We start from the raw sequence: 13376 nt of genomic DNA, 5'->3' as shown, positions 1-13376 counted from the left end.
ATGGTGAGAGTTTATGCCCCGGCTTCCAGTGCCAATATGAGCGTCGGGTTTGATGTGCTCGGTGCGGCGGTAACTCCGGTGGATGGTTCGCTGTTGGGCGATGTGGTGTCCGTTGAGGCGGCTGACCATTTTAGTCTGAACAACCTCGGCCGTTTTGCCAACAAATTGCCGCCTGAGCCGCGAGAAAACATTGTCTACCAGTGCTGGGAGCGATTCTGTCAGGAGCTGGGTAAAAGCGTTCCGGTGGCGATGACGCTGGAAAAAAATATGCCGATTGGCTCCGGGTTAGGCTCCAGCGCCTGTTCCGTCGTGGCGGCGTTAGTCGCCATGAACGAACACTGCGGTAAGCCACTCAACGATACGCGCCTGTTAGCGATAATGGGCGAGCTTGAAGGGCGTATCTCCGGCAGTATTCATTACGATAACGTTGCCCCGTGCTTTTTGGGCGGCATGCAGTTAATGATTGAAGAAAACGGCATTATTAGCCAGCAGGTGCCAGGCTTTGATGAGTGGCTGTGGGTACTGGCGTATCCGGGGATTAAAGTGTCGACGGCAGAAGCGCGGGCGATTCTCCCAGCGCAGTATCGTCGTCAGGACTGTATCGCTCACGGGCGGCATCTGGCTGGGTTCATTCATGCCTGCTATTCCCGTCAGCCTCTTCTGGCCGCGAAGCTGATGAAAGACGTCATTGCTGAGCCGTATCGTACCCGCTTGCTGCCAGGCTTTAGCCAGGCGCGTCAGGCGGTAGCCGAAATTGGCGCACTGGCCAGCGGTATATCTGGCTCAGGGCCGACGCTGTTCGCCTTGTGCGATAAGCCGGATACGGCGCAGCGCGTAGCAGACTGGCTGGGTAAAAATTACCTGCAAAATCAGGAAGGCTTTGTTCATATTTGCCGGCTGGATACGGCGGGCGCACGGGTACTGGGATAATCAATGAAACTGTATAATCTGAAAGATCACAACGAACAGGTCAGCTTTGCACAGGCCGTCACGCAAGGGCTTGGCAAGAATCAGGGATTGTTTTTTCCGCATGATTTGCCGGAATTCAATCTGACAGAAGTCGATGAGATGCTGAACCAGGACTTTGTTAGCCGCAGCGCTAAGATCCTGTCCGCATTTATTGGTGACGAGATCCCTCAGGAAATTCTGGAAGAGCGCGTGCGTGCGGCATTTGCCTTTCCGGCACCGGTTGCTCAGGTTGCCACGGATGTCGGCTGTCTGGAACTGTTCCACGGCCCAACGCTTGCATTTAAAGACTTTGGCGGGCGCTTTATGGCGCAGATGCTGACGCACATCAGCGGCGACAAACCGGTCACCATTCTGACGGCGACCTCCGGGGATACCGGTGCGGCGGTTGCACATGCCTTTTATGGCCTGAAAAATGTACGCGTGGTGATCCTCTACCCGAACGGCAAGATCAGCCCATTACAGGAAAAACTGTTCTGTACGCTGGGCGGTAACATTGAAACTGTGGCGATTGATGGTGATTTTGATGCCTGCCAGGCGCTGGTGAAACAGGCGTTTGATGATGAAGAGCTGAAGGTGGCTCTGGGACTGAACTCGGCTAACTCAATTAACATCAGCCGTCTGCTGGCGCAAATCTGTTACTACTTTGAGGCGGTGGCCCAACTGCCGCAAGAGGCGCGTAATCAACTGGTGATTTCCGTTCCCAGCGGTAACTTTGGCGATCTGACCGCCGGGCTGCTGGCGAAATCACTGGGCTTGCCGGTGAAGCGTTTTATCGCGGCGACTAACGTTAACGATACGGTTCCGCGTTTCCTTGCAGAAGGTGAGTGGGCGCCGAAAGCGACCCAGGCAACGTTGTCGAATGCGATGGATGTCAGCCAGCCGAACAACTGGCCGCGCGTGGAGGAACTGTTCCGCCGTAAAATCTGGCGTCTGAATGAGCTGGGTTATGCCGCTGTCGACGATGCGACGACCCAGGACACTATGCGTGAGTTACATGAGATAGGCTACACCTCAGAGCCGCATGCGGCAGTGGCTTACCGCGCGCTGCGTGATCAGCTAAACCCTGGCGAGTATGGCCTGTTCCTTGGTACTGCGCATCCGGCGAAGTTTAAAGAAAGCGTTGAAGAAATTCTTGACCTGACGCTGGCGTTGCCAAAAGAACTGGCGGAACGTGCGGACCTGCCGCTGCTTTCTCACCACCTGCCTGCTGATTTTGCTGCGCTGCGTAAGCTGATGATGACCCGCGGATAACGGTTGTGCCCGCTGGCGCTTTGCTTAGCGGGCCTATAAATCTGTATGCCGGATAAGGCGTTAGCCGTCATCCGGCATGTAAATTATTGCTCGTGGCGTTTAAATACCAGTTCGCCATTCCCTGATGCTTCTTCATCAAAGAAATAGCCTTCACTGTTAAATGCAGTCAGTTGCTCCGGCTGCGTTAAGCGGTTCTCAATAATGTAGCGAGTCATCAGGCCGCGCGCTTTTTTGGCGTAGAAGCTGATGACTTTGAACTTGCCGTTTTTCTCATCAAGGAAGACCGGTTTGATAAGCTCAGCATTGAGCTTTTTCGGTTTCACAGATTTAAAATACTCATCCGAAGCGAGGTTGATCACCACGCTGTCGCCTTGCGCTTCAAGTGCTTCGTTAAGTTTATCGGTGATGGTATCTCCCCAGAACTGGTAGAGATCTTTACCCTTCGCATTAGCCAGACGAATGCCCATCTCCAGACGGTAAGGCTGCATCAAATCCAACGGACGCAAAACACCGTATAGCCCGGACAACATCCGTAAATGCTGTTGAGCGAAGTCGAAATCCGCCTCGCTGAAGGTTTCAGCCTGCAGCCCGGTATACACGTCACCTTTAAACGCCAGAATGGCCTGACGTGCATTGTCCGGCGTGAAGTCAGGCTGCCAGTCATGGAAACGGGTGGCGTTCAGATCCGCCAGCTTGTCGCTAATCCCCATCAGCTTGCCAATCTGCGGTGCAGAGAGCTGGCGCGCCACGTGAATAAGCTGCTGGGAGTGATCCAGCAACTCGGGCAACGTATGACGTGTCGTTGCCAGCGGGCTTTGGTAGTCGAGCGTTTTTGCAGGTGAAATCAGAATCAGCATATCCAGTCCTTGCAGGAAATTTACTGCGACTTTAGCAAAAAAAACGACTGAATTGATCGATGGTTGCGATTGCCGCGCTATTCGCGCGGCGTTTCATCCCAGCTATCGGGCGCAAGCTGTTGTCTGATATCAGGATAACGGCGCGGATCGAATTCTGGGCGCACTCCGAGTTTACGCTGGCGCAGATAATCGCTGGCTATGGTATGGACAACCGGAGAAAGCAGCAGAATCGCCGTCAGGTTAGTAATGGCCATACAAGCCATAATGATGTCGGCCAACTGCCAGACGAGTGGGAAGCTGACTAACGTTCCCCCAACAACGGTACTCACGGTAGCGATACGTAATAGCCAGATGACGCGCATGTTGTCCAGCTTCAGGAAAATGAGGTTGTTTTCCGCATAGATGTAGTTGGCGACGATAGAGCTAAAGGCAAACAGAATCACAATAAAAGCCACGAATCCGGCTCCCCATTCACCCGTGAGCGTTACCATGGCTCTTTGCAGCAACTGGATGCCTTCCATTGGCACATAAGTGGTGCCATTACCCGCCAGTAAAATGATCATTGCGCTGGCCGTACAGATAATCAGCGTGTCACCTAATACACCGATCATTTGCACAATGCCTTGTGCCGCAGGATGCGGTGGCCAGGATGCTGCCGACGCGGCTGCGTTCGGGGTCGAGCCCATTCCGGCTTCATTCGAGAACATACCGCGTTGAAAGCCGCTGGCAATCGCCTGGCTCAGCGTATACCCGGCGGCACCGGCCGCGGCTTCCTGCCAGCCAAAGGCGCTTTTTATGATGGTCATGATAATGCCGGGGAGCTGTCCAAAATGCCAAAGGCAGATGGCGATACTGCAACCAACCCACAGCAGCGCCATCATCGGAACAAACCATTGCATCAGGCGAGCAACGCCTTTAATGCCGCCGACGATGACCAGTAATGACGCGATTGCCAGTGTGATACCGGATAAGAGGGGAGGGATGTCAAAAGCAAAGGTCAACGCACGAGAGACCGAGTTCGCCTGAACGCTGTTAAAAATCAGGCCATAGGCAATGAGCAAAAAGATGGCAAACAGCACGCCCATCCAGCGCATGCCCAGCCCACGGGCCATATACCATGCAGGACCGCCGCGAAACTGTCCCTTGCTGTCGCGTTCTTTGTACAGTTGGGCAAGCGAGCACTCAGCGAATGACGTTGCCATACCAATGACCGCCGAGACCCACATCCAGAAAATGGCTCCCGCGCCGCCGGCGGCGATCGCCAACGCCACACCCGCCAGATTTCCGCTACCGACGCGCGCGGCAAGACTGGTGCACAAAGCCTGAAAGGAAGTTAAACCACCCGGTTGCGGGCTGATGCTGTTTTTAAGACTTTTGCTAAACTGGCGAATGTAGCGGAACTGCACGAACCCTGTACGCCAGGTGAACCAACATCCTGCGCCAAGCAGGAGGTAGATCATCACCGAACCCCAGAGTATTTCATTAATAAATGAGAAAAAATCAGGCATTAACATCCCTCTTGTTGATGCCGGTAAGCGCGAATAATCCCGTGTAAGCGCTACCAATTATCGACCAGTATATACCTTATAAGCAGATTGATTGCGGGAGTTTATCATAACAATCGTTATATCCTTAATTGCGCATCACGGGCTGTGAGATGCGTAATCAGGGCTGAGCGGCTGGTCGGACAATCCAGGCGGTTGCGCTGAGAGTGCGTCGTGCTATCATCAGGGAAGATCGGTTACATCCCCCTAACAAGCTGTTTAAAGAGAATCGCTATCATGACGGACAAATTGACCTCCCTTCGTCAGTTCACCACAGTAGTGGCCGACACCGGAGACATCGCGGCAATGAAGCTGTATCAGCCTCAGGATGCCACAACTAACCCTTCTCTCATTCTTAACGCAGCGCAGATCCCAGAATACCGCAAGCTGATTGATGACGCTGTAGCCTGGGCTAAGCAGCAGAGCAACGACCGCGCGCAGCAGATCGTCGACGCGACCGACAAACTGGCAGTAAATATCGGTCTGGAGATCCTGAAACTGGTCCCGGGTCGTATCTCTACTGAAGTTGACGCTCGTCTGTCCTACGACACCGACGCGTCCATCGCGAAAGCAAAACGTCTGATCAAAATGTACAACGATGCTGGCATCAGCAACGATCGCATTCTGATCAAACTGGCTTCAACCTGGCAGGGCATTCGTGCCGCTGAGCAGCTGGAAAAAGAAGGCATCAACTGTAACCTGACTCTGCTGTTCTCCTTCGCGCAGGCGCGCGCATGTGCCGAAGCAGGCGTATACCTGATTTCTCCGTTTGTTGGTCGTATTCTGGACTGGTACAAAGCTAACACCGACAAGAAAGAGTATGCACCGGCAGAAGATCCGGGTGTGGTTTCCGTAACTGAAATCTACGAGTACTACAAACAGCACGGTTACGAAACCGTGGTGATGGGTGCGAGCTTCCGTAACGTCGGCGAAATCATTGAGCTGGCAGGCTGCGATCGTCTGACGATTGCACCGGCACTGCTGAAAGAGCTGGCGGAAAGCGAAGGTACTATCGAACGTAAACTGTCCTTCTCTGGCGAAGTGAAAGCGCGTCCTGCACGCATCACCGAAGCTGAGTTCCTGTGGCAGCACAACCAGGATCCGATGGCTGTAGACAAACTGGCGGACGGTATCCGTAAGTTTGCTGTAGACCAGGGTAAACTGGAAAAAATGATCGGCGATCTGCTGTAATCATTAACGCGTGGCCCTGACAGGGGTCACGCTACCTCTTCTGAAACCTGTCTGTCCTTCCCTTCGCAGTGTATCATTCTGTTTAACGAGACTGTTTAAACGGAATAATCATGAATACTTTACGCATTGGCCTGGTTTCCATTTCTGACCGTGCTTCCAGCGGCGTTTACCAGGATAAAGGCATCCCGGCCCTTGAAGAGTGGCTGGCATCTGCCCTTACCACCCCTTTTGAGCTGCAAACGCGGTTGATCCCGGATGAACAGGCGATCATCGAACAGACCTTATGTGAGCTGGTTGATGAAATGAGCTGTCATCTGGTGCTGACTACCGGTGGAACGGGCCCGGCCCGTCGCGACGTAACGCCTGATGCCACGCTTGCCGTAGCCGACCGCCAGATGCCGGGCTTTGGCGAGCAGATGCGCCAGATAAGCCTGCACTTTGTGCCAACGGCTATTCTCTCCCGCCAGGTTGGTGTGATTCGTAAACAGGCGTTGATCCTGAATCTGCCTGGCCAGCCAAAATCGATCAAAGAAACGCTGGAAGGCGTGAAAGATGCCGACGGTAAGGTTATCGTGCCGGGTATATTTGCAAGTGTACCGTATTGTATACAGTTGCTGGATGGGCCGTATGTGGAAACCGCACCGGCTGTTGTAGCATCTTTTCGCCCTAAAAGCGCAATACTCGATACAAACGCCTGAAAGTAGGCCGATCGTGACATAAGTGCCAATGATGGTGGAGTATTGAATTGTTTACGATATAGTAATTTTTGCTTTACATATATCGACAGACAGATTCAATAACTCCACTGACTTATGGTTTGCTATGTCACAACACACTCGACCGCTGAATCGCCAGGATTATAAAACTCTTACGCTTGCTGCTCTCGGCGGTGCGCTTGAGTTTTATGATTTCATTATCTTCGTCTTCTTTGCCGCTGTTGTTGGCGAACTCTTCTTCCCGGCAGACATTCCTGAATGGCTACGTCAGGTGCAAACCTTCGGCATTTTTGCCGCCGGATATCTGGCGCGTCCGCTGGGAGGCATCATCATGGCGCACTTTGGCGATCTGGTCGGGCGTAAAAAAATGTTCACCCTGAGCATTTTGCTGATGGCGATACCGACGCTGGCGATTGGTCTTTTGCCTACCTACGCCTCAATGGGGATCCTCGCGCCGCTGCTGTTACTGCTGATGCGTATTTTGCAAGGCGCTGCCATCGGCGGAGAAGTGCCGGGCGCGTGGGTGTTCGTGGCGGAACACGTACCGGAGCGCCGCATCGGCATTGCCTGTGGCACGCTGACCGCCGGGCTGACGGTAGGGATTCTGCTGGGATCGGTGGTTGCAACGCTGGTGAATACCAGTCTGACGCAGCAGGCGGTGCATGACTACGGCTGGCGTATCCCGTTCCTGTTGGGTGGCGTGTTTGGGCTGGTGGCGATGTACCTGCGTCGCTGGTTGCAGGAAACGCCCATCTTCCTCGAAATGCAGCAGCGTAAAGCGCTGGCGCAAGAGCTACCGGTGAAGTCGGTGGTGAGCAAGCATAAAAAAGCGGTGGTCATTTCCATGCTGCTGACCTGGCTGTTATCGGCCGGGATTGTGGTGGTGATCCTGATGTCGCCAGTCTGGTTGCAGAAGCAGTATGGCTTTGCACCCGCGCTAACGTTACAGGCCAACAGTGTCGCCACCATTATGCTGTGCGTCGGGTGTCTGCTGGCCGGGTTTATTGTCGACCGGGTCGGCGCCAGCAAAACCTTTATTGTCGGCAGCCTGCTGCTGGCCTGTTCAAGCTGGTTTTTCTATCAACTGACCGGCAGCCATCCTCAGCACTTGTTCTTGTTATACGGGCTGGTAGGGTTGTGCGTTGGTGTGGTGGGAGCAGTGCCTTATGTGATGGTGCGGGCGTTTCCGGCAGAGGTCCGCTTTACCGGAATCTCCTTTTCTTACAACGTGTCGTACGCCATTTTTGGTGGTCTGACACCAATCGCCGTGACGATGTTAATGAGCGTGTCGCCAATGGCTCCGGCCTGGTATGTGCTGGCGTTATCGCTGGTGGGGTTAGGTCTGGGGATTTGGCTGCGACAGGATATTTATCATCGCGATACGAGCGTACAGGGAGAGTTACAGCGCTTGTAAGGAGTATCCCCCCGTTCGGGGGGATAGCGTCAGATTAGTGCGCTTCACCGATCGGCAGGATGGTACGGCCAAACTGTTCGTTCAGCACTTCACCCATCGCCAGGTAAATGGCGCTTGCGCCACACACTAAGCCAATCCAGCCAGCAACGTGAATGATCGCTTCGTTACCTGCAATGTTGCCAACCGCCAGCAGTGCGAACAGCACTGTCAAGCTCAGGAAGACAAACTGCAACGCGCGGTTAGCTTTCAGCGTGCCGAAGAACATGAACAGTGTGAACACGCCCCACAGACCCAGGTACACGCCCAGGAACTGACCATTGGTTGCATCCGCCAGGCCCATTTTCGGCATGATCAGGATTGCAACCAGCGTCAGCCAGAACGAACCGTAGGAGGTAAAGGCGGTTAAACCGAAGGTGTTGCCTTTTTTATATTCCAGCAGACCGGCAAAAATTTGCGCGATTCCGCCGTAGAAAATGCCCATCGCCAGAATAATAACGTCAAAGGCGAAGAAACCCGCGTTGTGCAGGTTAAGCAGAATGGTGGTCATGCCAAAGCCCATCAGGCCCAGCGGTGCCGGATTAGCCAACTTAGTGTTGCCCATAATTCCTCAAAATCATCATTGATTGAATGGTGAAATAGTTTCCCCAAATAACGATCACTGTCTTTGGGGCGCGGCATGATAATCAGGGGAGAGGGCACTGTCTATGATCTAACGAAGGGAAAATGAAATATTTTCCCTGTGATGGGCATCACGCTTGCGCGTGGTTGATCATTCTGCGCAGACAGGCGATTTGTAGTACTACCGGGATCGTCACGCGATAGGCGCTGCCGCTCACCGCTTTAACCCCGTTTACTGCGGCGCCGACCGGGCCGCCAAGTCCGGCTCCACGCAGCAATCCGTGCCCGATGACGCTTACGGCGGCGTGTGTGCGTAGGATCTTGCTAAGCTGGCTGGAGAGCAGGTGAGATACACCCGTTGCCAGATGACGATCCTGCATTAATAGCGGCAAAAGTTCTTCCAACTCAGAGACTTTTGCATCAACCGCCTGCAAAAAGGCCTGTTTATGCTCCGCATCCATTTTTTGCCAGGCATTACGTAAAAAGTGTTCCAGCAGATATTGTTCGATTTCGAACGTGGACATCTCTTTGTCGGCTTTAAGCTTCAGGCGCTTCGAAACATCAAGCAAAATGGCCCGATACAGTTTTCCATGCCCACGGAGTTTATTGGCAATGCTGTCGCCACCATAATGCTGAAGCTCGCCGGCAATCAACTGCCAGTTACGGCGGTGCTGCTCCGGGTGTCCTTCCATCGATTTAAATAATTCGTTGTGGCTCAGTACGCTCGACAGACGGGCTTTCCCTTTTTCATTATGCGTAAGCAGGCGGGTAATATTGGCGAGTTGCTCCTCACTACAATGCTGAAGAAAGTCGAGATCGTCGTCATTCAAATACGTGACATTCATGTTTTCTATGGCTTCTGTATAAAAATGAGTGAAATTAGTCGTCGCCAATAACTTTCAGCGTTGCCATATCAGAGGAGTTTACCGACTGGCCTGAGAAGGTGATTTTGGACACGCAGCGTTTATTGTCGTTATCGCTATTAATATTGATCCAGTTGGTCGTTTGTCCCTCTTTAATGGATGACGGGACGTTCAGGCTTTGGCTGGAAGTGCGTACTGCTTTGAAGTAGACGGATGCGCCGTTAAGTTTAATATCGCCGCGATCGGCGGTGAGCTGAATGCGTTTTACAACCCGGCAAACGGGAATTCTCAGCGTGAGATCGTTGGTTGCGTTGCGGGGCATCGCAATCATACCCAGAACTTTATGATCGTTAGCGTGCGCGGCGCTGCTCAGCAGCAGGCCCATAAGCAGGCTGGTGGAAAGGGTTAACACGGATTTCATGGAATTTCTCTTTGGCGGCTGCAAAAGTGCGTAACTTCAGACCATCTTACCGCCGCCGGAGAAACGATTCATGCTCGTAATCTTTTCTTTTTATTACAATTTTTATATGAATGGCTTTATTTATTTAATTGGTGGTGCGAATTAATTCTGGTTGGCAACTATTCATTTTTTAATCTTTTAGCCTTTTTTCTGTGATTTTATTGCCACAAGGCTAAAAAAAATTTTCATGCCCCCCTTGATGACGTGGGTTACGACCCCATCTTGTAGACAACCGCAGTGGTGAGTCTGAAAAAAAAACGATTCAGGGTAGTTGAAACCGCACGTTTCGCCCTTATTACAGATTCACAACCACATGATGACCGAATTTTTAGTGGAGACGTTTAGATGGGTAAAATTATTGGTATCGACCTGGGTACTACCAACTCTTGTGTAGCGATTATGGATGGCACTACTGCACGTGTGCTGGAGAACGCCGAGGGCGATCGCACCACGCCTTCTATCATTGCTTATACCCAGGATGGTGAAACTCTGGTTGGTCAGCCGGCTAAACGTCAGGCAGTGACAAACCCGCAAAACACCCTGTTTGCGATTAAACGCCTGATTGGCCGCCGCTTCCAGGACGAAGAAGTACAGCGTGATGAAGCCATCATGCCGTACAAAATCATCGGTGCTGACAACGGTGATGCATGGATTGACGTAAAAGGTCAGAAAATGGCACCGCCGCAGATTTCTGCTGAAGTGCTGAAAAAAATGAAGAAAACGGCTGAAGATTACCTGGGCGAACCGGTAACTGAAGCGGTTATTACCGTACCTGCATACTTCAACGATGCTCAGCGTCAGGCAACCAAAGATGCTGGCCGTATCGCAGGTCTGGAAGTAAAACGTATCATCAACGAACCGACCGCGGCGGCACTGGCTTACGGTCTGGATAAAGAAGTCGGCAACCGTACTATCGCGGTTTATGACCTCGGTGGTGGTACTTTCGATATCTCTATTATCGAAATCGACGAAGTTGACGGCGAAAAAACCTTCGAAGTTCTGGCAACCAACGGTGATACCCACCTGGGTGGTGAAGACTTCGACAGCCGTATGATCAACTACCTGGTTGACGAATTTAAGAAAGATCAGGGTATCGATCTGCGTAATGACCCGCTGGCGATGCAGCGTCTGAAAGAAGCCGCTGAGAAAGCGAAGATCGAACTGTCTTCCGCTCAGCAGACCGACGTGAACCTGCCGTACATTACTGCAGACGCGACTGGTCCGAAACACATGAACATCAAAGTGACCCGTGCGAAACTGGAAAGCCTGGTTGAAGACCTGGTTAACCGTTCTATCGAGCCGCTGAAAGTTGCTCTGCAGGATGCTGGTCTGTCTGTTTCCGACGTTCAGGACGTTATCCTGGTTGGTGGTCAGACTCGTATGCCGATGGTACAGAAGAAAGTTGCTGAGTTCTTCGGTAAAGAGCCGCGTAAAGACGTTAACCCGGACGAAGCAGTGGCAATCGGTGCTGCCGTTCAGGGTGGTGTATTGACCGGTGATGTGAAAGACGTGCTGCTGCTGGACGTTACCCCGCTGTCTCTGGGTATCGAAACCATGGGTGGTGTGATGACTCCACTGATCGCGAAAAACACCACTATCCCGACCAAGCACAGCCAGGTGTTCTCTACCGCTGAAGACAACCAGTCTGCGGTAACCATCCACGTGCTGCAGGGTGAACGTAAACGCGCCGCTGATAACAAAGATCTGGGTCAGTTTAACCTGGATGGTATCAGCCCGGCTCCGCGCGGTATGCCGCAGATCGAAGTTACTTTTGACATCGATGCCGACGGTATCCTGCACGTTTCCGCGAAAGACAAAAACAGCGGTAAAGAGCAGAAGATCACCATCAAGGCTTCTTCTGGTCTGAACGAAGAAGAAATTCAGAAAATGGTTCGCGAAGCAGAAGCGAACGCAGAATCTGACCGTAAGTTTGAAGAGCTGGTTCAGACCCGTAACCAGGGTGATCATCTGCTGCACAGCACTCGCAAGCAGGTTGAAGAAGCAGGCGACAAACTGCCAGCTGACGACAAAACTGCCATCGAGTCTGCACTGACCGCGCTGGAAACTTCTCTGAAAGGCGAAGACAAAGCGGATATCGAAGCGAAAATGCAGGCGCTGGCACAGGTTTCCCAGAAACTGATGGAAATCGCTCAGCAGCAGCACGCACAGCAGCAGGCTGGTGCAGCAGGCGCTGATGCTTCTGCAAACAACGCGAAAGATGACGATGTTGTCGACGCCGAGTTTGAAGAAGTGAAAGACAAAAAATAATCGCCCTTTGAACGGGTAATTACTGGCACGGGCGAAGAGGTTTCCTCTCCGCCCGTGCACGCATGTTAGGGGCAGATAAAAAGAGATGGCTAAGCAAGACTATTACGAGATTTTAGGCGTTTCCAAATCAGCGGAAGAGCGTGAAATCAAAAAGGCCTACAAGCGCCTGGCCATGAAATTTCACCCGGACCGCAACCAGGGTGATAAAGAGGCCGAAGCCAAGTTTAAAGAAATCAAAGAAGCGTACGAGATCCTGACCGATGCGCAAAAACGTGCGGCTTACGATCAGTACGGTCATGCAGCGTTTGAGCAAGGCGGCATGGGCGGCGGCGGTTTTGGCGGCGGGGCTGACTTCAGCGATATCTTTGGTGACGTGTTTGGCGATATCTTTGGCGGCGGTCGTGGTCGTCAGCGCGCCTCACGTGGTGCTGATTTACGTTACAACATGGATCTCACTCTGGAAGAAGCCGTGCGTGGCGTCACCAAAGAGATCCGTATTCCTACGCTGGAAGAGTGTGACGTCTGCCACGGCAGCGGTGCGAAGGCAGGCACTCAGCCGCAGACCTGTCCAACCTGTCACGGTTCTGGTCAGGTACAGATGCGTCAGGGCTTTTTTGCCGTACAACAGACCTGTCCACACTGCCAGGGCCGCGGTACGCTGATCAAAGATCCGTGCAACAAATGCCACGGTCATGGTCGCGTTGAGAAAAGCAAAACGCTGTCCGTTAAGATCCCGGCAGGGGTTGATACCGGCGACCGTATTCGTTTAGCGGGCGAAGGTGAAGCCGGTGAACATGGTGCGCCAGCAGGTGATTTGTACGTTCAGGTGCAGGTAAAACAGCACCCAATTTTCGAACGTGAAGGCAATAACCTGTACTGCGAAGTACCGATTAACTTTGCGATGGCAGCGCTTGGCGGCGAGATTGAAGTCCCGACGCTGGACGGTCGCGTGAAGCTAAAAATTCCGGGCGAAACGCAAACTGGCAAACTTTTCCGCATGCGTGGAAAGGGCGTCAAGTCTGTACGCGGTGGCGCTCAGGGCGACCTGCTGTGCCGCGTGGTGGTTGAAACCCCAGTAGGCCTGAACGACAAGCAGAAGCAACTGCTCAAAGATCTGCAGGATAGCTTTGGCGGCCCGACCGGCGAACAAAACAGTCCGCGCTCCAAAAGTTTCTTCGACGGTGTGAAGAAGTTCTTTGACGATCTGACGCGCTAATTCAGTGCC

The 13376-nt window shown here is 52.8% G+C and carries 12 protein-coding genes; 7 read left to right on the top strand and 5 right to left on the bottom strand.

Annotated features, from left to right (window positions below):
* Both thrB and thrC read left to right on the top strand, forming a co-directional pair.
* Positions 1–930, top strand: a complete 930-nt coding sequence (gene thrB, locus OGY83_RS16050) for a homoserine kinase (RefSeq protein ID WP_079937144.1) — start codon at positions 1–3, stop codon at positions 928–930.
* Between the two features lie 3 nt (positions 931–933).
* The gene (gene thrC, locus OGY83_RS16045; protein ID WP_137371155.1) at positions 934–2220 is read left to right on the top strand and encodes a threonine synthase; all 1287 of its coding nucleotides are present in this window, start codon (positions 934–936) and stop codon (positions 2218–2220) included.
* Positions 2221–2303: 83 nt separating this feature from the next.
* On the opposite strand, the gene yaaA is transcribed toward thrC, so the two are convergent.
* Entirely contained in the window at positions 2304–3077 is a 774-nt protein-coding gene (gene yaaA / locus OGY83_RS16040; protein ID WP_079937142.1) for a peroxide stress protein YaaA, read from the bottom strand.
* A 77-nt stretch (positions 3078–3154) separates the two neighbouring features.
* Positions 3155–4585 carry an alanine/glycine:cation symporter family protein gene (locus tag OGY83_RS16035; protein WP_286636304.1) on the bottom strand — a complete coding sequence of 477 codons (1431 nt, stop codon included), beginning with the start codon at positions 4583–4585 and terminating at the stop codon, positions 3155–3157.
* Positions 4586–4858: 273 nt separating this feature from the next.
* Between OGY83_RS16035 and tal the strand changes: the two genes are divergently transcribed.
* The 3 genes from tal (at position 4859) to OGY83_RS16020 (ending at position 7942) form a co-directional block, all read left to right on the top strand.
* A complete protein-coding gene (tal, locus tag OGY83_RS16030) occupies positions 4859–5812 on the top strand; it encodes a transaldolase (RefSeq protein ID WP_003829752.1) in 954 nt (317 codons plus the stop codon).
* 110 nt (positions 5813–5922) lie between these two features.
* Positions 5923–6510, top strand: coding sequence for a molybdopterin adenylyltransferase (mog, locus tag OGY83_RS16025; RefSeq protein WP_286636303.1), 588 nt, complete (start codon positions 5923–5925; stop codon positions 6508–6510).
* A gap of 124 nt (positions 6511–6634) precedes the next feature.
* Positions 6635–7942 (top strand): MFS transporter, encoded by a 1308-nt coding sequence (locus OGY83_RS16020; RefSeq protein ID WP_286636301.1) that lies wholly within the window; start codon positions 6635–6637, stop codon positions 7940–7942.
* Positions 7943–7976: 34 nt separating this feature from the next.
* On the opposite strand, the gene satP is transcribed toward OGY83_RS16020, so the two are convergent.
* The 3 genes from satP to OGY83_RS16005 all read right to left on the bottom strand — a co-directional run bounded on the left by satP (position 7977) and on the right by OGY83_RS16005 (position 9844).
* Positions 7977–8543, bottom strand: a complete 567-nt coding sequence (satP, locus tag OGY83_RS16015) for an acetate uptake transporter (protein ID WP_003829744.1) — start codon at positions 8541–8543, stop codon at positions 7977–7979.
* A gap of 148 nt (positions 8544–8691) precedes the next feature.
* On the bottom strand, positions 8692–9405 hold the full coding sequence (gene msyB, locus OGY83_RS16010) for an acidic protein MsyB (RefSeq protein WP_079937137.1): 714 nt from the start codon (positions 9403–9405) through the stop codon (positions 8692–8694).
* A 34-nt stretch (positions 9406–9439) separates the two neighbouring features.
* Positions 9440–9844, bottom strand: a complete 405-nt coding sequence (locus tag OGY83_RS16005; protein WP_123268673.1) for a DUF2541 family protein — start codon at positions 9842–9844, stop codon at positions 9440–9442.
* 384 nt (positions 9845–10228) lie between these two features.
* Here OGY83_RS16005 and dnaK point away from each other — a divergent pair, with 384 nt between their 5' ends.
* Positions 10229–12151, top strand: a complete 1923-nt coding sequence (gene dnaK, locus OGY83_RS16000) for a molecular chaperone DnaK (RefSeq protein ID WP_003829739.1) — start codon at positions 10229–10231, stop codon at positions 12149–12151.
* Between the two features lie 85 nt (positions 12152–12236).
* Positions 12237–13367 carry a molecular chaperone DnaJ gene (dnaJ, locus tag OGY83_RS15995; RefSeq protein WP_194211681.1) on the top strand — a complete coding sequence of 377 codons (1131 nt, stop codon included), beginning with the start codon at positions 12237–12239 and terminating at the stop codon, positions 13365–13367.
* The last annotated feature ends 9 nt before the right edge of the window (positions 13368–13376 follow it).

This window comes from Citrobacter sp. Cpo090 (assembly GCF_030332665.1).
In the GTDB taxonomy this organism is placed as follows: Bacteria; Pseudomonadota; Gammaproteobacteria; order Enterobacterales; family Enterobacteriaceae; genus Citrobacter; species Citrobacter portucalensis.
This window is presented reverse-complemented; position numbering and strand designations above follow the sequence as displayed.